The sequence below is a fragment of the Mycoplasma nasistruthionis genome (genome assembly GCF_006228185.1).
GTDB classification, from domain to species: domain Bacteria; phylum Bacillota_I; class Bacilli_A; order Mycoplasmatales; family Metamycoplasmataceae; genus Mycoplasmopsis; species Mycoplasmopsis nasistruthionis.
Map to the genome: position 1 here is coordinate 458,129 of NZ_CP040825.1, position 21,305 is coordinate 479,433.

General features: G+C 29.0%; 12 protein-coding genes. 1 reads left to right on the top strand and 11 read right to left on the bottom strand.

Annotation, left to right across the window (positions count from 1 at the left end):
- Positions 1 to 12: 12 nt before the first annotated feature.
- From FG904_RS01835 to FG904_RS01845, 3 genes are all read right to left on the bottom strand, one after another.
- Positions 13 to 3,585 carry a putative immunoglobulin-blocking virulence protein gene (locus tag FG904_RS01835; protein WP_139592228.1) on the bottom strand — a complete coding sequence of 1,191 codons (3,573 nt, stop codon included), beginning with the start codon at positions 3,583 to 3,585 and terminating at the stop codon, positions 13 to 15.
- Positions 3,567 to 3,842: a hypothetical protein gene (locus tag FG904_RS01840; RefSeq protein ID WP_139592229.1), complete on the bottom strand. Its 276-nt coding sequence runs from the start codon at positions 3,840 to 3,842 to the stop codon at positions 3,567 to 3,569. The genes FG904_RS01835 and FG904_RS01840 overlap by 19 nt, the downstream gene beginning before the upstream one ends.
- Positions 3,843 to 4,182: 340 nt before the next feature.
- Entirely contained in the window at positions 4,183 to 6,090 is a 1,908-nt protein-coding gene (locus tag FG904_RS01845) for a M13 family metallopeptidase (protein WP_139592230.1), read from the bottom strand.
- Between the two features lie 218 nt (positions 6,091 to 6,308).
- Here FG904_RS01845 and FG904_RS01850 point away from each other — a divergent pair, with 218 nt between their 5' ends.
- Positions 6,309 to 8,765, top strand: a complete 2,457-nt coding sequence (locus FG904_RS01850; protein WP_139592231.1) for an MIP family Ig-specific serine endopeptidase — start codon at positions 6,309 to 6,311, stop codon at positions 8,763 to 8,765.
- 77 nt (positions 8,766 to 8,842) lie between these two features.
- Here the strand turns inward: FG904_RS01850 and lepA are convergent, their stop codons facing one another.
- The 8 genes from lepA to FG904_RS01890 form a co-directional block, all read right to left on the bottom strand.
- Positions 8,843 to 10,645 carry a translation elongation factor 4 gene (gene lepA / locus FG904_RS01855; RefSeq protein WP_139592232.1) on the bottom strand — a complete coding sequence of 601 codons (1,803 nt, stop codon included), beginning with the start codon at positions 10,643 to 10,645 and terminating at the stop codon, positions 8,843 to 8,845.
- 247 nt (positions 10,646 to 10,892) lie between these two features.
- Complete coding sequence (locus tag FG904_RS01860; protein WP_139592233.1) at positions 10,893 to 13,826, bottom strand: AAA family ATPase; 2,934 nt, start codon at positions 13,824 to 13,826, stop codon at positions 10,893 to 10,895.
- Between the two features lie 15 nt (positions 13,827 to 13,841).
- On the bottom strand, positions 13,842 to 14,534 hold the full coding sequence (gene rnc, locus FG904_RS01865) for a ribonuclease III (protein WP_139592234.1): 693 nt from the start codon (positions 14,532 to 14,534) through the stop codon (positions 13,842 to 13,844).
- Complete coding sequence (plsX, locus tag FG904_RS01870; protein ID WP_139592235.1) at positions 14,527 to 15,537, bottom strand: phosphate acyltransferase PlsX; 1,011 nt, start codon at positions 15,535 to 15,537, stop codon at positions 14,527 to 14,529. Before plsX ends, rnc begins: the two co-directional genes overlap by 8 nt.
- On the bottom strand, positions 15,537 to 17,177 hold the full coding sequence (locus FG904_RS01875) for a DAK2 domain-containing protein (RefSeq protein ID WP_139592236.1): 1,641 nt from the start codon (positions 17,175 to 17,177) through the stop codon (positions 15,537 to 15,539). Before FG904_RS01875 ends, plsX begins: the two co-directional genes overlap by 1 nt.
- Complete coding sequence (locus FG904_RS01880; RefSeq protein WP_139592237.1) at positions 17,170 to 17,490, bottom strand: hypothetical protein; 321 nt, start codon at positions 17,488 to 17,490, stop codon at positions 17,170 to 17,172. Before FG904_RS01880 ends, FG904_RS01875 begins: the two co-directional genes overlap by 8 nt.
- Positions 17,491 to 17,609: 119 nt before the next feature.
- Entirely contained in the window at positions 17,610 to 17,876 is a 267-nt protein-coding gene (gene rpsO / locus FG904_RS01885; RefSeq protein ID WP_139592238.1) for a 30S ribosomal protein S15, read from the bottom strand.
- A gap of 144 nt (positions 17,877 to 18,020) precedes the next feature.
- The gene (locus tag FG904_RS01890) at positions 18,021 to 21,188 is read right to left on the bottom strand and encodes a hypothetical protein (RefSeq protein ID WP_139592239.1); all 3,168 of its coding nucleotides are present in this window, start codon (positions 21,186 to 21,188) and stop codon (positions 18,021 to 18,023) included.
- Positions 21,189 to 21,305 lie beyond the last annotated feature (117 nt).

The following is a 21,305-nucleotide window of genomic DNA, read 5'->3' on the forward strand; positions in this document are numbered from 1 at the left end:
TTCCTTTCTATTCTATTGTGCTGGTTTAACTTTTATGCCGTTTTCAAATTTTGATCCAAAAAGACCTCAAGCTTGTGAGCTTCTAATAACTCTCGCTGCATCTTCTGAATCAACATATAATGTATCAAAAGCTTTTGGCAATTGTTTTCTGCCATCGGCTGATGTACCTGCTTCTAATAGTCCGTATAATTGTTTACCTCAACCATCTTGTAAATCATTAGGATTTCCTGAGATGTATAAAATGTGAGTTGAAGCATCGTTAAATTGTAATCTTGGTCTGTCAGGGCCACTTACAACTAATGAACCAAATTGACTTACTGCTAAATCGCCAAATGGAAGTTCATATATTTCACCTTGATTGTGAAGTGTTAATTTTTGGAATACCCTTTGATTTAAAGGCAATCCTTTCAATGATCTTAATTGTGGGTTTAAACTTAAATCGATATATGAAGGTCATGAACCTGAACCAAAACGACCATTAAAGATTCTTCAATCTTCTTTGGTTTTTAAAGCAATTTCAAAACCTCTTCTGACATCTTCAAAACTATCAGTTTTTGAAGGTCTAATTGTATTAAATTGAATACTTTCAGCTCTATCACCTGCTGCTTGAGGCGTAAAGCTTCTTAATGTTCTACCAGTTGCTGGAACGAATTTTGTATTTAATAGCGCAATTGGGTCAATTCCTCAGTCAGTTCTATCATCTTCTTCGTCAATATTAGGAATTGTTGTATATAGTCCAACGTTGTCAAGAACTTTGTTTTTTAACCCTGACATTGCACTAGTATCTTTTGTAGCAAAGAATAATTCAACAGATGTTACGTGTGAAGGTAGTTGTTCTAATAGACTTCTTAGTGATTCGTTTTTGTCAGCTTCACCAATGCTTTTAATTCTAAGCATTTTAATATCTGTGTTGTTTTTCAAGAAGTTTAATCATTTATCATAACCTTTTGGACTTGATGCATCAACTTCAAGAAGTTTCATATTCCCTTTTTTAACACCGATCGCATTATTTGGATCAGGTTTATATGTGAATACTCTTAAACCGTCATTCTTACGTACTCTTTTACCACCTACATACTCATATCCTGTAACTCTAGCACCTGTTAAACCTTGATTTATATATGATTCAGTTTCATCATATTTTCCTCATCCGTCAAAACGACCTTCAATAATTTTTTGAGGATCTCTTTGTCATTTAGATGAGTTACCTAAAGTTAGAGATTCATTTTGTTTGATTTCTCATTGCACAACAGCATTTTCTGCATCACTACGAGGACCTCAAATAGGTTGAGTATTATATCCTCATTCGCTAGCCATTATGTTTGTATGTAGAATTTGTCCAGTAGCTGCTGCTGTTTCTAGATAGTTTAAAGCATCAGTTCAACCAATTCTTAAGTCACGTCTAATTTCTTCTTTAGTTAGTTTTCTACCATATGTTTGTAAAGTACTTTTTCCATTTATTCATCTTACATATGATTCAAGTCTGATTTCATCCTCTTCAGTATCATGAGGGAAAAATTCTCTTAAGTTCTCAACTGTTAATTCCACATTAGAATCAAGTAGCCTTACAAAACCATTTACTTGATCTCTAATTTTTTGTTTCTCAGCCGCTGTAAGAACTGTTTTTTTAGGTTGTGGCAATCCTGGTTTAGTTGGTATATTTAAGTTGTTTAAATCAACTCTTTGACCTTCTTTTGATAGTGCCTTATTTACATCAACTGGTTCATCATTTCTTCTGTTTGGTGGTGTCACTTCAGGATTATTATTTGAATTTACTACTTTAACAACTTGATATTCCTTTGTCGCATTTCTTGGGAATTCTGTTGCTTGAGAAGGGTTTGCTAATTTATAACCTTGTGGCACATATTCATTAACATTTTTCTCTTCATCTGAATAATAAGTTCCTGAAATTCTTTTAACTTCATTATTATTAAATTTGAATATTAATGTGAATGTATAACTTTGTCTATTTGGAGCAATAGAAATTGTATTACTTCTACCTCTAACAATTGTAGGCTGTGTTACAACATGGTATCCTTGCGGCATTTCGTTTTGTCATGGAACTGGCGCCGGATCACCTAATGGAGCACTATATTCATAAGTTTTAATTGTTGCTCCATTGTAATCAAAAACAATAGTAGTTTTTTCTAATTCAAGTATTTTTGATACAACAATTTGATTTTCTTGTCCAGGTCTTATCGCAATTGAACCTGTTTTATCTTTTAATTCATATCCTGTAGGAATTAAAGCTATTACTCTTTCAGCTGTGATTGTCGTTTCGTCAGCTGTTGTTTTAATAGTTTTTGTTTGTCCTACTTGTTGTCCGTTATCTAAAACAAATTTAAATGTAGTAATAATTGAAAGTCTGACTACATCAAATTCATAAGTTTTATTTTCTAATTGAATTGCTGTGTTTTGGTTTCTAGCCTTGTCAAGTTCAAAACCATCAGGTATGTAAGTTCTAATATCTACTGTAGTACCTTGTTCACCTGTAATTGTTGTAGGATTAGCTACTGCTCTTCCATTTCATTTAAAGACAATTTGTGTTTGTACTTTATTTACTAAAGGTACAACTATAATAGTGTTCGGTTGTCCAGGAGTAATTAAAGGTGTTTGTGTAGAATTTTTAAGTTTGTATCCTTGTGGAATTCATTTAGGATCATACTTAATTTCATCACCTTCATAAGATTCAACAGTTACAGCACTTGTAACTGGTTCTCCTGCTTCATTATTAATATTAATAATGGTTGTGATTTTTTTCTTAATTTCTTTAATGAAAATTTCGTTTGTCTGACCCAGTTGGATTTGTGGTTCATTATCCGGGTTAGCAAGTTCATAATTATCAGGAATATAATCTGCAAGATTGATTGGTTGATTTTGTTCAGAAATAACAATTTGTGATTTAACTAAAACTGAACCATTATCAGAAACTCTTTTTAAGAAATTTAAAACTGTTCTGACTTTTACTTCAACTTCAACAACGTTAACTTCAACAGTTCCATTTTGTGCTACTACTTCAGCTTCTTGGTTTTGTGCTAATTTATAATTCTCTGGTAAATAAGGTAAAACATTAACTTTCTTACCTTCTTCTGTTTTAACTTCTTTTAAATCACCAATTTGTTGTTCTCCCTTAACAAATTTCAGTGTTAATGTAACTGGAACGGCAATTTTCTCAACATTATATCTATTTGTTCCACCTATTACATAAGAAGTTTGAGAGTTATTAACTAGTCTATATCCTGTTGGTACAACTGAATTAACATTGAAACCAGTAGGGATATCTTCATTTCTTTTTACAACAGTATCAATAACATTTTCTGTTTTACCTTCGCCTGTTGAAAAGAATACAAAAGTAGTATCTTCAAGTTGTTTTTCTCTAACAACTCAAATAATATTGTCTGATGAACCTAGTGTCGCAGATATAGGTTCATTGACAGAATATTTTGAACTATCAAAGTTATAACCGTTGGGTATTAGGTTTTGAATTTGCAGTTGTAGTTCTTCATTACTTGATGAAATGAATTCAACTTTTTTAACATCTTCATTATTCGCACTATTTCTGAAGATTAAAGTTGTTTTTTTCATTTTTTCATCGCTCTCATTTTCAACACGATCAACATTATGATCGGTATTTGAAGCTTGCGCTTGTTGATCTTTTTAGGAGTAATGTTAACAACTATTTTAGATAAGTTAGGTTTAGTCACGACCTGACTTACTGCAGAACCATTATTATATTTGTCAGCTATAAAAAAAGTAGCAGTTCCTAAAACAGTAACAACTGATAATCCACCTAATATGATTGCAGCTTTTTTAGCATATTTAATTTTTTTAGCTTTAATCATTTCTTGTACCCGTTTTAACCTTTCATTTTTGTAATCGAATTAATTACATAAAAATTATAAAAGTTAAAAAAGGCTATTTTTAATTTATTTGATTAATCTAAATATATTTAATTATATTAAATATATTTAAAATTAAAAAACTTTTTTGTTTTTAAATTAAATATTTTTATTTAAATATATTTTAAATATATTTAAATAATATCATATTTTTTAAGTTTAATTAAATTAATTTTTAATAAATAAAAAACACTTCTAGGCCTTATTTGTAGGTTTAGAAGTGTTTAAATATATCTAATATCTTTAAATCTTTAAAAATATTTATTTTTTTAATTTATAAAAATTATCAAATTTTAATTCTTTTATCTTTTGCTAGGTACATTTGGTCTGATTCTTGAATTTCATATGTCTCATGGAATAAATCATTATTCATCATTAAGACATTCCCTCTTTCTTTTGCTGGAGCATGAACATCTGATTCTAAAAGTCTTCTTGCTAGACCTTCTTTTTCGACCTTTCTTCATACTCTAGCTCAGTTTTCAAAGAATGCTTTAGCGTCAAAATCTTGTTCTAATGAAGCTGCTTCTAAAGCACATGAAACACCACCAATATCAGCAATGTTTTCAGAAACTGTTAGTTTACCATTAACTGGTCCGTAAGGTGTAATTCTTGAATTGTATAATTCAATAACAGCTTGAGTTTTTTCTGCAAATTTTTCTTTATCTTGTTCTGTTCATCAGTTATTCAAACTTCCATTTTCATCAAATTGAGCACCATTGTTATCAAATGCGTGCGAAATTTCATGAGCTATAACTGCACCAATTCCACCATAATTTGCTGATGATGATTGATTGATGTCATAATATGGAGCTTGTAAAATAGCTGCTGGGAAAACTATGTGGTTTGCAAATGGATTAAAGTAAGCGTTAATTGTAGCTGGCGACATACCTCATAAATTGGGATTTGTTTCTTTTAAATATAATGAAAAGGCGTATTCTTCTTTAATTTGATTAAATTTAACAACATTTTCAAGCACTGATGAATTTTCATCATACCCTTGAGTAATAAATTTATCATAGAAAGGTCTAATTTCTTCTGGGTAACCAATCATAACACCTAGTTTATTCAATTTCTTAATTGCCATATCTTTAGTTGCTTGACTTAATCAAGTATTATTTTCTAAACGAGTTTTATAAATGTTGATCATGTTTGAAACCATTTTTTCAACATCAGCTTTCGCTTGAGCCCCGAAGTATTCATTAGCATAGTATAAACCTAAAGGCATTGAGAAGTATTTTTCAGCAGTGTCATATGCATAAAGTTCTAATTCTCTCGGTTTATCAATTGAATAAACAGCATTTGCATATTCAACAGACTTAATTCTTTTAGTTTCATCTAAATATTTAGCTGCAAAAATTAGGTTTTTAATAAAGAATAAAGCTTTATATTTTTTAAAGTTAGATTTAGTAAAAATTTGATCTAGTTTATTAATAAACTCAGGGTTAACACAACTAATTGATTCAACATTTTGTCCAACTAAACGATTAGCTAATGTATGAATTTTGAAAAAGTGTGATTTATTGTTATATCATGAAATTTCTTTCATGTTATATAAAGAAACATAATCAGCTTTTTGCACTGATGACAATACTACCGGCACTAATAATGAATCAAATTCAATAGCATCTTTAATTAATTGATTAGCTTCTTGTTTTGTTTTTCCATAATCTACTAATAAATCATGAACCATGTTTTTTCACGCACTTAATAACTTATCTTTTTGTTCTTTATCAGCATAAGTGTCTTTGTTAGGTAAAATAAGTGAAGGTTCACCTAATCACATAACTTTAATTTTGTTGTTAATAAAATCTTCATCAACTCCAAAATCTAAGGGCATGAATGAATATTTAAATGCAAAATGCTTATAGTTTGCATTTAATTGGTGAAAGTCTTTTAAGTTTTCTAAATCTGCTAAGTATTTTCTTGCAGGTTCTCAACCTTGGTTTTCTCTTGTGTCATTATCTAAAATCATTTGATAAAACTTAACATAGTTTTGAATGTGAGCATTATTAGGAATATCTTTTTGATTTGTTGCTCAATCATGAGTTAAACCTTTTAAAAGTTTTTCTAATTTTAAATCTAATTCACCAAAAGCTGACATTGATGAACGATCTTCAGGAATTTTTGTTTCTTGCAATCAATCATAGTTAACAAAATCATAAAAATCATCTTGTAATCTTGGTTTTTGCATTATTTCCTCCTTGTTAGTGTTTAATATATTTATTATATTAAACATAATTAAAATATTAATTATTTACTTAAAAACAAAGGAATTTTTCTGTCCTGAATTATTTTTACTGATTTAGTTAACAAATTAAGTGATTTTATTGTTAATTTGATAATAAACCTAAGTGTTTTTTTGTTATTCATTGTTAGACTTAAAAACCTAAAAAGTAATATTATTTAATTATGAAAAAAATTAATTTGTTGTTTAGTGTATTAACCATGTTTATACCCTTTTTGGCATCAGTTTCTTGTGGAAATAATCAAAAAAATGTAAATGAAAGCAGCATCAATAACTTACCAATTCTTGACACTAATAATAACTTAGGTAAAATTTCTTTTAAGCCTGAAAACAAGGCTGATTTAGATTTGAGTGAATTTAATCGGAAACTTGAATTTTTAAAAAATAAATTTACAAACAACGATTTATTTCAAGAAATAATTTTACAAGCTAATAGGATTGAAAATCAGCAGTCTTTAAGAATTTTAAATTCAAAATCTGATGAATTAATTAACTTATTTTTAGAAGCTAAAAATATATTAAAAACCAAATTAAATCAACTTTTAAATAGAATTAATAACATTCAAGCCTCAATTGAAATAAATTTGAATCAAACTTTAATAAATGATTTAAACATCTTAAATACAGACATAGAAGCATTAAAATACAATCAAATTCAAGATGCTTTTACTAAATTTACAAGATATGAAAATTATTTAAACATAATTGAAAATAAATTGGTTGAATTAGTTAGAAAAATAAAAGAATTTGAAAGTTTAAATCAAAATATAATTGACAGTAATTTATCAGAAAAATATTTAGAAACTACTAGCCAAATTAAGAGTTGAAAGTCTGAAATTTTAGAGCTTGATTTAGCAGAAAATCACAATAACAAATTAATTAAAACAATTGATCATTTTAGGGAAAAATATCAAGAAGTTATAAGTAAATTAAGCACTGTTAGAGCTGATATTATAGGGTTGAAAGAACAAATTAACAGTTTGAATTTAACTAATCAACAATTAATTAACGAAAAAATTAATTTATTTGCCAAACAAGAGCAAATATCAAAATACAATTTACAACAGTTAATTGATTATAAAAATCAGTTGAATGATTTTATCTTAAAAGTAAATCAGAATACAACTGTTAACATTGAAAATCAGCAAACAAATGACCAAATTTTATCAGATCAAGAAATACAAAATTATTATGCAAACAATCCAGATTTAAAATATTATCATGACACACAAATTGACAATTCATTATTGTTAAGTAACAATAGTGAATACATTAACATGATTTTAAATAGATCTTATACTTTAACTTGACAATATCTTGATGGAACAACCTCCGGTGGAACTGCGTGAATTTTAGACTTTGCCAAATTAGATAATAACAATAACTATAAATTGTTTTTAGCTACTAATTATCATGTTGCTGTTGATATTTATTCACAAAATGATTACACTATGTATAAGCAGCCAAATAGGCTAAATAATCCAATTAAACATTTTGGTATTGGCATTGATTTACAAAATACAAATAACCCTAATATTTTAAATATTGTTAATAAATATCACTTACAAAACAAAAAGTATGCTTATAGGTTTTTTACCCCTACAGCAATGCCCAAAACATTTTTCTTAGCTCAAAATTTTATGGATAACATAAGTGATCTAAATGAAAATTATTACACCGATTTTGCTGTTTTAGAGTTGGATATAAACTTATCTGATGCACCATTAAGTTTGTCAGATTTTGACAACAATTCACCTTTAACAGGCAACAATGCTAATTTGGAATGAAAACTAGTTTTATTACATCTACAAAATGCAATCAAACTACTGGAAAAACAAAATCAAAAACTATCTAATTCAAGTGTCTTAGTAAACACTAATAATAACAAATATGCAACCGTTAATTTTGATGATTTATATTTTTTAAGAAGAAATATCTTAAACATTAAAAATAAACCAAATATGCCAATTTTTAGGGATGTTTTACAAGATGCATTAGATGGAAAAGCAGATACAATTAATAAAATAAATTCCTTAAATGATAATTTAAAATCAATTGTCAATTCAGATAGATATAAATTTGCACTAAATACTTATTTTGCAGGTTTTCCTAACCAAAATGGGTCAATTTCTACTGTTTCAAATTTATATGATGATGATAAAAATAACTTAAACTTTAGCATTAACAGACCGTTCTTCTTACCAGACACAACATATAACAACACAGTTGTTGCAAATAGAGGAACTGAGTTTAATAAAATGGGACAAAGTAAATATTACGGCGTTATATATAAAGGTTTTTCTCCGAACAAAGTAATTGGTGGTATGAGTGGATCACTAGTTTTAGATTCTCAAACTCTGCCTACAGGTATAATTTGAGGTCAATCGCCTACAAGCAATCGCTTTTTATTAGATAATGGAAAAAATATAAATTTATACACACCTTTAATGGCTTCATTTGTTCAAAATAGAGAATTTGAAAGCAATAATTTAAAAGTATTTTCTTACGACTTAATTGATGGAACTGATATTAAGTATATACACCAAAGATACTCATATAAACATGCTTTAAATCAAAACTATCCTGAATTATCAACATTATTATTCCCAAAAAATAATTAACACTAACCATAAATTACTAACTGTTTAAGTTGGAAATTTATATATTGTGACAAAAAAGCACCAGTTTGGTGCTTTATTTATTTTTCAATATTTGTTTTTAAGATTGATAAGAAGGCTTCTTGCGGAACTTCAATTGAACCAAGTTTTTTCATCCGTTTTTTACCTTCTTTTTGTTTTTTAAGTAGCTTTTGTCTACGTGTAACGTCTCCACCATATAATTTTGCTGTAACGTCTTTACGGTATGCTTTGATTGTTTCTCTAGCAATAATTTTTCCACCAATTGTAGCTTGCACAGGAACTTCAAAGTTTTGACGAGGTATAGCGTCTTTTAACTTAACACAAAGTTCTCTAGCAGCTTCATAAGCTTTATCACGGTGTGAAATAATAGAGAAAGCATCAACTTTATCACCGTTTAATAAGATATCAACTTTAACCAAATCGCTAGCTACATAGCCAATTCATTCATATTCGAATGATGCATAACCTTTAGTTGTTGATTTTAATCTGTCAAAGAAATCAAAAATAGTTTCAGCAAGCGGTAGTTCATAAACCACTTTTGAACGTCTTGAATCTACAGTTTCAAGTGATTTGTAAATACCACGTTTATTTTGGCATAGTTCCATAACATTACCAATATATTCATTAGGAATAAAAATACTTGCTTCAATGAACGGTTCTTCAATTGTCTCAATAAAAGTACGATCAGGAAATAGTGTTGGGTTTGAAATTAATTCTACTTCACCTTTTGTTGTAGTAACTCTGTATTCAACAGAAGGTGAAGTTGCAATAATACCAACCTTGTATTCACGGTCTAATCTTTCTTGCAGAATTTCCATGTGCAACATTCCTAAAAATCCAACACGAAAACCAAATCCTAAAGCTTTAGAAGTCTCTTGCTCTCAAGTTATAGAAGAGTCTGATAAAGAAATTTTTTCTAAACTTTCTTTCAAGTCCATGTAATCACGTGTGTCAATTGGGTAAAATCCTGTAAAAACAACCGGCTTCATCTTTTTATAACCCGGAAGTGCTTCTGGTGTAGGATTATTAATTAAAGTGATTGTATCACCGACATGAACTTCTTTAGCATCTCTAATTGCTGCTGACACTCATCCAACTTCTCCGGCAACAAGCTTATCTTTTTTGGTTTCATAAGGGTTTCTAACCCCTAATTCAATAACATGATATTCCTTGTCTTGATTGTCTTTTGACATGAATTTAAATCTATCACCTGTTTTTAATTCACCTTCAAAGATTCTAACAAGCATAACAACACCGCGATAAGCATCAAAGTAACTATCAAAGATTAATGCTTTTAAAGGTTTTTCATCATCAGCGTTTTTAGGAGCAGGAATATAATTAACAATTGCTTCTAAAAGTTCAGGTACTCCTTGCCCTGTTTTAGCAGAAACTAAAATAGCATTATCAGTCGGAATACCTATAACTTCTTCAATTTCTTGTTTAACTAAATCTACATTAGCACTTGGTAAGTCAATCTTGTTAATAATTGGCAAGATTTCTAAGTTGTTTTCTAATGCTAAATAAACATTAGCTAAAGTTTGTGCTTCAATTCCTTGGGTTGCATCTACAAGTAATAAAGCACCTTCCGAAGCTGCTAATGAACGAGAAACTTCATAGGTAAAATCAACGTGTCCAGGTGTATCAATTAAGTGAAAAATATAGTCTTTATACTTAATTTGTACAGCATTAAGTTTGATTGTAATTCCCCGTTCTTGTTCAAGTTCCATCGAATCAAGAAATTGAGCTTTTAATTCTCTGTTATCTACTGTGTTTGTATATTCTAAAATACGGTCAGCTAAAGTACTTTTACCGTGGTCAATGTGAGCTATAATTGAAAAATTTCTGATTTTTGACTTATTCATTTTTTATTATATTAAATTAATTTAAAAGATAAAGCAATTTAAACAGTGTGTAATAATTTTAGTTATTTCGACACTTTAAAACATTCATTTTTTCTTTTTAAGCCTATGATATAGGTTTAAAAGTATTTTTTGTTTGTTTTAACTATAAATCTTTATAAATTAATTAAATTATTGTTAATTTTTACTTTTAGCCTAGTGACAGAGCTTTAAAAGTAAAAAAATAAAAGCCTTATAGGCTTTTATTGAATTATAAATACTCAGGGTCAATATATTCTTCAACGTCTGATAATTTAACTGTGACAAATGTTGTAGCACCACGGTTTTGCATTGATGCTCCGATGATACGGTCAACTTTTGACATTGTTCCTGTACGGTGTGTAATTACTAAGAATTGAGTTTGATGTTTTAATTCTTGTAAATACTCTGCGTAACGAATAACGTTTCCTTCATCAAGTGCAGCTTCAACCTCATCTAATAAACATAAAGGTAAAGGTCTAGCTCTTAAAATAGCAAATAATAATGAAATTGCTATTAGGGCTTTTTCACCACCTGAGAATAATCTTAAACTCTTAACTGATTTACCTGGGGGTTGAGCATAAATGCTAATTCCTGATTCTAGGATATCACTAGGATCAACAAATTTTACTTCTGCTCTACCACCACCAAACATTGATTTGAATACATTTTCAAATTCTAAATTAACGTCATTAACAACTTTTGTTAATCTTGTAACTATTTCTTCATCAAGTTTTTGAATAGCTTCAAATAATTTATTTTTAGCCTCTTCAAGTTCGATTAAGTTAGAATTGTTTCTATTATATTCTTCCTCAACTTGTTGAACTTCTGCTATAGCATTAATATTAACATTACCAAGTTCTTTAATGTCTCTTCTTAGTTGTTTAATTTCTTCATAAATTAAATCAGGGTTACCTGTTAATTGATAATTTTGTTTAGCATATTCATAAGAAAGTTCATATGTTTCAGATAAACGTTCTTCGCTGGCATTTTTATCTCTTTTAGCATTTGCTAACTCAAGACTCTTTTTGTTGTAACTTTTTTGTATTAAACTAAAAGCTTTATCTTCTTCATTTATTTTTTGAGCAATTAAGCCAATGTCAGCAATAGTAATAGTGATTTGTCCTTCTAGAATTTTTGTATCCTTTTTCAATTGTGCATCAGCTTCAAGCAACTCATTATAATCAGTCAATAATTGATCTTGAGTTACTGCAGATTCGGATTGAATATTAGACGAACTAATAATTTCACTAATTTTAATAATGTCTGTTTCTAAAGAATCAATTTTTTGTTTTGATTCTCTTTCAAATTCTTTGTATTTATTTAATAAGTCATAATTACTATTTAAAGAATCAGTTAGTTTTCTAATTTTAGAATCTATTTCTTTTTTCTGATTTTCAAATTCAATTTTTTCTTGCTCATATTTATTAATTTTTGAATCAATACCAATTTCGTTGTCGCTTAACTGCGCTGAACCACCATGGATAACTCCACCGACTCTAACAACATCACCATCCAAGGTTGTAATTAAATATTTTTTGTCAACAATTTTAGCAATAACATTAGCTGCATCAATATCTTTAGCAACAATAACATTACCTAAAAGAAATTTATTTAAAACATCAAACTGTGGTTCTGTTTTTACTAAATCACTAGCAACAGCAACAAATCCAGCATTTCCTTGAATCATCAATAGATGATCATCTCTAATTTCTCTAGGTTTAATTGAAGTTAGTGGAATAAAAGTAGCCCTACCACCTTCGTTTTCTTTAAGAAACTTAACTGCTTTAGCAGCTGTTTCAGGTGTGTCTACAACAACATTTTGAAATGCTGCTGAAAGAATTGTTTCAATAGCTGTTATGTGCTCTAATTCAACTTTTAGTAAATCTGAAACTAGACCTTTAAAACCTTTAAATAAAGCCTTATTATTAACAACTGTTTTTGTACCTTTGTGTAAGTTATTTCTTTTATCTTTAATTTCTTTTAATCTTTTAATTTCTCAGTTAGATTTATTTAAACTTATTTCAATTTGAGAACTATCTGCTCTTGCAGTTTTTAAATGTTCTTGTTGGTTGTTAATAGTTTCTTGAATTCGATCTATGCTTTGTTTTTCTTCTTCATTTTGTTTTTCAGTGTTTGATTTTAAAGATTTTTTGAAATCTAAATCTTGTTTAAGTTGTTCAATGTCTTTTTCTGTTTTAACTTCTAAATCACCACTTTTAATTAAATCTGTTCTTGCATTTCTTGTTGCTATTGCTTGTTCAATCTTTTTAATTTTAGTTTCAACAGTTTTTGCTTTTTCGTCATTTAACTTTTTAGAATTATTAAGTGCTTTTAATTGTTCATTTTTTGTTGCTTGTTCTTCTTTTAAGGTCTTGTTTTTGTCTTCGTATTCAGCTTGTTTAGATTCGAATTCTTCAACTTCATATTTGTTTTCATCGATTATTTTGCTGTTTTTTTCAATGTCGTAAACTAAATAACCAACTTCAATTTTTTCCAACTGTTTACTTTTATCTAAAAAGATTTGTGCTTTTTCAGCTTGTTCTTTTAATGGTTCTAATCTGTCAAATAAACTTTTAACTTTCGGTCTTAGAATTGCTAGTGAGTTTTCAGCTTTTGTTAAATTTGAAATTGATTCTGATTTTTCTACTTTGTATTTTGAAACTCCGGCTGCTTCTTCAAAAATAGCTCTTCTTTCTTCATCGCTTGATTCTGCAATAGATGAAACTGTACCTTGTGAAATAATGGCTAGAGAACTTTTTCCAACCCCTGTTTCCATAGCTATTTTTTTAATATCTTTATGTCTACATGGTTTTCCGTTTAAATAATAGTTATTTGTCCCTTTTCCACGTGACAATTCTCTTGTGATTGTAACTATTTCTTCTGGAATAGAATTGTTTGAATCTCTATTATCAAAAGTTAAAGTAACTGTAGCTGTGTCTAAAGCTTTTACAGTTGCTGAACCAGCAAAAATTAAATCTTGCATTGATTCACCACGCATTTCTTTAGATCTTTGTTCTCCTAATACTCATTTAATAGCATCTTGAACATTGCTTTTCCCTGAACCATTTGGCCCAATTATTCCAACTACTCCACCATCAAATGTAAGTGTAATTGGGTCTGCAAAAGATTTGAATCCATGCGCTTCAAATTTAATTAATTTCATTTAATGCTCCCTGATTTAATTTTTATGTAATTTGGTTAAAGCATCAGAAGCTGCATTTAATTCAGCTTCTTTTTTGTTTAATCCCTTACCTTCACCATAAGTTTTATTATTGTGTTTTGCTTTTGAATAAAAAGTAACGCCATCTGGTAAAAGTTCGGTTTGATAATGAATTGTTTCCTTTGTTAAACTTTGGAAATATTCTTGTAATTGTCCTTTAGGATCTTTGTTGTTTTCACCATGAACTCTTTGAATTACTGGTCCGATGTATTTAATTGCAAATTCAGTGGCTGATTTTAAACCTTGATCTAGGTAAATAGCTGCAACCATGGACTCAAATATATCTGCTTGAACTTTGGCTGAATTAATAACAGACTCACGCATTTTGCCTGGTCCTGTTTTTAATAATGAAACCAATCCAATTTCCTTGGATATTTCAGCTAAAGTCGTTGTGCAAACACCTTTTGATCTTAAACGTGTTAAATCACCTGCTGAAAGAACGTCATGATATTTTTTGTAAATATAATGAGTTGAAATGAATTGTAAAATTGCATCACCAAGCAATTCTAGTTTTTCATAACTTTCATCTGGTTGTCTAGTGTAAGATGAGTGAGTAATGGCAAATATATAATGAATAAGATTTTTTGGAACAATGTTATATTGCTTTAAAAAGTCTTCTAAAGTAACATTTTCGTTTGATACATTATTCATCAGCCTGCTCCACAACTTGTTTAACTAGTGATGTTTTTAGTTGTTCTAAAACGTTTTTTGAAACTGCTTCTCTTAAGCTGACTAATGCATTGAAGTATGATACATGATCACTTGAACCATGTGCTTTTAAAGCCAGTGCATTAACACCTAAAACTCATGCACACCCTACTGAACGATAATCAAGCGTTGAAGCAACTTTTTTAAATGCACCTTTTAGTAAAAATGCTCCTAGTTTGTATAAAAATTTACTATAAATTGTTTCTTTTAAAGCACCCGTGAAAGTCATAACAGCACCTTCATAGCTTTTAAGCATTATATTACCAGCATAACCATCAATTACAGCTATATTGTAATCATCTTTAAATAAATTTCTAGTTTCTCTAAACCCAACATAATTTAAGTCATTTTGGTTAGTTAATTGACTGTGTGCTTGCTTTACAAAATCTAAACCTTTATAATCTTCAGTTCCAATGTTTAATAATGCAACTTTTGGTTCATTTTTAAACATGGTTTTATAAAAACAATTAGCTAAATAAGCTCATTCAACTAAGTATTCTGGTTTTGTTTCAATATTAGCACCTACATCTAAAAATAATAACTTTTCACCATTAACTTTATTAGCTACTGGCATAAATGCTGGACGCGAAACATTTTCCAAACGTTTAGCTTTCAAAGTTAATGCTGAAATATATAAACCACTATCGCCTGCTGATAAAATTCCATCAGCTTCTTTGTCAATTATCATTTGAATAGCTTGATTCATAGCTGTTTTTTCAGACATTGAACCTCTGATGTTCTTAGGGTCAGCAGGTTTTAAATCATTTTGAATTAATTGGATAGCATCGTTATCGATTACTAAGTGTAAAAAATCTTTAACATCACCTACTAAAGTAACTTGAGTGTCTTTGTATTTTTTAACAAAATCTTGAACTGCTAAAAAACATTGTAATGGCCCTAAATCATTACCATTAACATCAAAGACTAATTTGTATTTATATTCCATTATTCTACCCCTATAATGAAGTGATATGTTGGTTGATTTCCTTCGACTACTTCAACTTCGATATCATATGTCGCATTGATATAATTTTCTAATTCTTGTGCTTCAGCTAAATCTGATTCATCACCATAATAAATACTTACTAGTTCTTTTCCAGGCTTAATTGCTTTTTTAATTAGAAACTTAGCAGTTTCTAATAAATCGTCTTTGGCAGAAATAATTTTGTTGTCTAATATTGCTAAATATTGACCGCTTTTCACCTTAACTTTGTTAATTGTTGTATCTCTGATTGCTAGTGTTATTTCACCTGTGGTTACTTCTTGGATACTTTCTTCAATCATTTCCTGATTTTCTTCAGCTGTTGATTCATGATTAAAATTCAGCATTGCTGTAATTCCTTGCATTTGTGATTTTGTTGGAATTACAACAACATTTTTGTCATTTATCACTTGAGCAACTTGTTGAGCAACTAAAATGATGTTTGAATTGTTAGTCAAAATGAAAACTGTGTCTGCATTAACGCTATTAACTGCATTAATTAAGTCTTGAGCTGAGGGGTTTTGAGTTTGACCACTTTCTACAACATAGTCACAACCTAATTCTTTCATTCTGTTAATAATTCCGGAACCTAAATTACATGAAACAATTCCGCATGGTGTTCTTTTAGTATTTTGTTTAGCTTGTTCAAATTTTTCAGCATTAGCTTTCGAATTATTTGCTTGAAGAGTCATGTTTTCAGATTTAATCTTAATGAATTCACCGTATTCTTGAGCAATGTTAAGTAATTTTCCAGGATGAATTGCATGACCGTGAACTTTACAAATATTTTCATCAGAAACAACTACTAAAGAGTTAGCAACTTTTAGTAGTTTTTCTGATAATTCATTTTTGTCAAATGTATCTGGATTATTAAGATCAATTAAAACTTCTGTACAATAACCAAATTCACCGTCATAAACTTCACCGTCACTAATAAAAGTTTCAATATCATCATCACTTTGTTCTTTTAATTCTACAAAGCGATCATTTAAGGCTTCATTAATTCCTCAGAAAATAATGTATAACCCTTCACCACCACTATCTGTCACTCCTACTTCACGTAGCGTTTTAAGTTTGTTAGGTGTTTCATCACATGCTTTACGCATAAATTCAAGCGCTTTAGCAAAGAAAGTTAAATAAGAAACTTCTTGATTTTGAAATTCTTTAACCAAGTTTTCAGTTGTTTCACGAATAACTGTTAAAATTGTTCCTTCAACGGGTTTAAAAACTGATTTATAAGCTCTTTCAGTTGCACTCTTAAAAGCACTTAATAAACCTGCTGTATTTAATTCTTTTAACCCTTTGCAACCTAGCGCAAAACCTTTGAAAATTTGTGACAAAATAACACCTGAATTACCTCTAGCTTCAAATAGCATATCATGAGCTAAGTCAGCTGTTATTTTTTCAACTGAAGCATTTTCATTTTTAGCTAAATTATTAACAGTAACTGCCATTGTTGCTGACATGTTAGTTCCTGTATCTCCATCTGGTACTGGGAAAACATTTAAAGCATCGATTTTATTCTTAGCATTTAAAAGAGCGTTTGCACCTGATATTAAAGCCTTAGCTAATTTTTGACCATTCAAAATAAAATCCTTATTCATTCTGAACTCCTTTAATTACCACCAGTAAATTGTTAATTTTAACTTTACGTTTTGACAATTCTAGTGATAGTTGTTTGAATAATTGTGTGCTGATAAATTTTGCAGATACTCCCTCAATTAACGTCACTGCAACTTTTATGTCATAACCTTTAGAGGTTAGTTGTACATCAATTAATGAATTTAAATCACTTTCACACTCACCATACTGGCAAGAAGAAAGGTCAGAATCTAAAACAGGATTATGTAGTCGAATAATTCCTGGAATAGATGAAAGGTTGTTAATTGTTAACTCTTGAATATCTCTAAGTTCCATAAGTTTGTCCTTTCAAAATGCATAAATTAATGTATTTTAATAATTTTATTATTAAAATTGAAAAAATAAAACTTAAAGTCACAGAAAAAAACGCATTGAAATAATGCGTTTTTGTGGAATTATTTACGAATATTTAATTCGTCAATTAATTTGCTGTAAGCTTCAAAGTTGTTTTCTTTTAAGTTTCTTAAAAGTGTTTTACGTTGTGAAATTTTAGCTAAGAATCCACGTCTTGAGTGGTTATCTTTAGGGTTGTTTTTGAAGTGAGGTTTTAAACTTTCGATATCTTCTGTTAAGATAGCGATTTGTACTTCTGCAGCTCCTGTATCTTTAGCATTTTTTCCATATTTTGCAACTAATTCAGCTTTTCTTGCTTTGTTAACCATTGTAATCTCCTTGTAAGGTTATTAAATGTTTTAAACCTAGAACTTAAATCTTGTTTAAGTCCAAGCTTAAAATTTATGTTATGTAATAATTTACTGCTTAAATTGTATATTAATTTTGATTTAAATAAAACTAAAAGTCAAATTTTAAATAACTTCTAGCATTTGTTGCAATTTGTCATTTGCAGTGTCTTGATTTTTGTTTGAATAAGTTTCTTGGTCAAGAACATAATAGTATTTTAAATATGAATTTGAAACATTTTGACTGTTGTTTTGTGTTTTTATAACTTTGATGTAATAAATTCCGGAATTATCACTGTTTATTTGTGAAATTGTGTGATTAATTGAAGTTGATGATGTGATATTATTATACGTTTGAATAACTTTTTTTGATTGGTCTTTTAAGCTTATATAACCTAATTCTGCTGTAATAGAAAAGTTGTTTTCCGATGAAACTGTAGCATTTAGTTGGATATTATTTTGAATTAATTCCTTAGTTCTAGAATCGATGTTTATATATCTAGAATCTTGATCAACTAAACCGCTATTTAAAGGACTAGGTTGAGCATTTGAATCGATTATTATGTTGACACTATTTGTCATTGCAAAATTATCAGAATTTCCTACTAAATAAGCTTTTATTTTGTAAAATCCTGAGCGTAATTGAACTTTAGAGTTAAGTCTTAATTCTGAAGCTTCAATGTCGGTTAAAATGTTTTGATATGTTCCGTTTTCAGTTTCTGAAAACATCAAATCATATCTCACGCTGTTATTTCCGGCCAATAAGTCTGAATAGTTAATAAAGGCAGAAACCCCCTCAAAGTTATAACCATATTGTCTTAAGAATTCTTCTGATCTTCTAACTTGATTTGGAAGTTTTGTTGTAAATAAAAGCTTTTTATTTGTTTTATATAAGTTCTTAACTAATTCATCGTATTTAGCATTAACTTCGTTATATTTTACTTTTAAGTCTTGAGCACTGGTATTTTGGGTTTTAGAAACTTTGTCAAGATATTGGATAAATCTTAATTTGTCAAGATAATTAATTTGCCCAATTGAATCACCAACTACTAATAAATTTATTTCGTTTTTAATAATTTTTGTTAGTTTTTCTAACTCAAACTGTGAAATAGTTTGTTTTTCAAAAATAAACGTTTTTAATTCGTCTGTTAAATCCAATTTAAAAATTGTATTTAATTCCCCGGCGAATGAGTAGTAAATGTTTTTATTCTTAAGATAATATCTGCCAATTTCTTTGTTTTCAGAATTGGGAATATTAATAACTTTAGTCTGATTAGTGCTTAAATTTACAACTGCAAAATAGTTTTGATTTTCTGACTTACCATAAAAAATTAAATTGTCATTTGAACTAGCCAACATAGGCTTACCAGGGGCATTTTCAATACCTTTAGCAATCTTAGGATCTGTAAATAAATCAGTTAAATAAACATCTTGTAAAACTCTGTATTCTTCGTCATAAGGACTATAAAAATCTCTTTTGTAAAGATATTTTTTATTATCAGATGAAGATTGGGCTAATGTATATCATTTTCCATTGTAATATTCATATCTACTGCGTAAATTTAATCAATTTGAGTTTTCATAAACAAAACCGTAAATTGAACGTTTGTCAAACTTCATTAGCTTGTAAGGACCATAATGTCAATCTTCTGTATTTTTAAAACTATCTCAATTTAGTCTTCAAAAAGCACCATCACTAAATTGTTGCGAAAAAATAGGTTCAGTTAGATTAACTCCTATTGGTGATAAAAACTCTTGATAAGAAGTATTTTCTTTATCAATTGTTGGATTGTCATCGTTTGGAGATAATCCTGCCGAATAAGCATCTCCTCAAGTTGCATCTGATAAGTATCATTTTGGTTTATCATCGCCTGGTAGTTGAAGTTTAATATAAACAACTAAGTGAGAATCACCATTAACTAATTTTCCTGTTATATTAGCAATTGCTTCAATCCCAACTAAGTTTAATAAATACCCATAAGAAGAAGCATAAACTGCACAAACTGTTAATTGATCAAAAATATCCTTTTCAATAGTTGAAACTAGTCTGCTAATGTCATATTTAAAGTATTCAAGAGTATAAAGTCATAAAGCATAAGCTTTTTCATAATCTTTCATACCATCTTTAATTTTGTTTAAACCATTTCTTACAAAATCTTTATATGAATCGCTTAGGGCATTTTTGGTGTATCAATTTGATGCATATTTTCCATGTGAAATTCCAGTTACTGTGTTGTTATCAGCAGTTCTGTGAAAGTCTAGAGAACCACTGGCTAATGATCATGCTGGGAAATTAATTCAATTATCATTAATCCATCTTGCATAAGCTCCTGACATTAAATTAGAAGAAATTTGTCTATCTCCAAATGAAAATTCTTCTAAAACTCCATTACCGGCAATGTAATTAAACATATCAATTAAATCGTCTTCAGTTAATGCACTGTTTTTCTTATGAATTAAAGGAGCAGTTCCGTAATTAAATCCTTCTGCTTCTTTATCAGATGAACTTACTTCAAATAAAGCAGGATTAAAATATTTGCCCTTTTGATTAATTCTATTTTCATTAACTAAAACAACTTCCTCATTATTTTCTTCGATTGGAGGTTGATTTTGGTCATGAGTTTCAGTTTCTTCAGGTTCATTAACAGGTTCAGAGGCTTCATGATTTTCAACTGGCTGTGTTGTGGTTTCTTCAATGTGTGATGTTTCTGGATCAGGATTTGAGTTATTCACTTCACTGTTTTCTGAGGTTTTATTTTCGTTTTCAACTACATTATTGTTATCTGAAATTACATCATGGCTTACTTGTCTGCTATCATCACTTTGTTTTTCAGGTGTTTCAGGTTCTTTTGGTTGATTATTATCACCTGGGTTTTGGTTATTCGGATTGGTTTGTTCTTGTGTTTCTGGTTGTTCTGTGTTAATTTCTGAATTTTTTGAGGTTTCTGGATTTACTGTTTCTGTGTTTATGGTTTCTTCTTCTTTTTGTCCTTCAGTTTTTGTTTTTTCATCAACTGAATTTCTCGGAGTTTCTGGTGTTTGTTCTGGTTCAGAAATTTCTGTTTTATGTGTGTTAGTTTCTTCGGAAGTATTTATTGTTTCTTTTTGTTTATTTTTATTATTTTGATTTTCTTCTGCCTGACTAATTAGTCTTTTAGTGATTTCATCATTATTAGTTGTTGGGTTTTTTACTTCTGACTTACTTTCAGCTGTGTTTGTCTGACAAGCTGCAGATATTATCGGTAAAATTAAAACACTTGAAGTTAGTGTTAAAAGTATTGTTTTTCTCTTCATATCTCTACATTTTTATAGTTATAAACTATAAATTCCTTAATAATTAAATTATATCAAGACCAAATTAAATTTCAGAACAAACTATATTTATTCAAAAGCTTGTAAACTTGTTTTTTT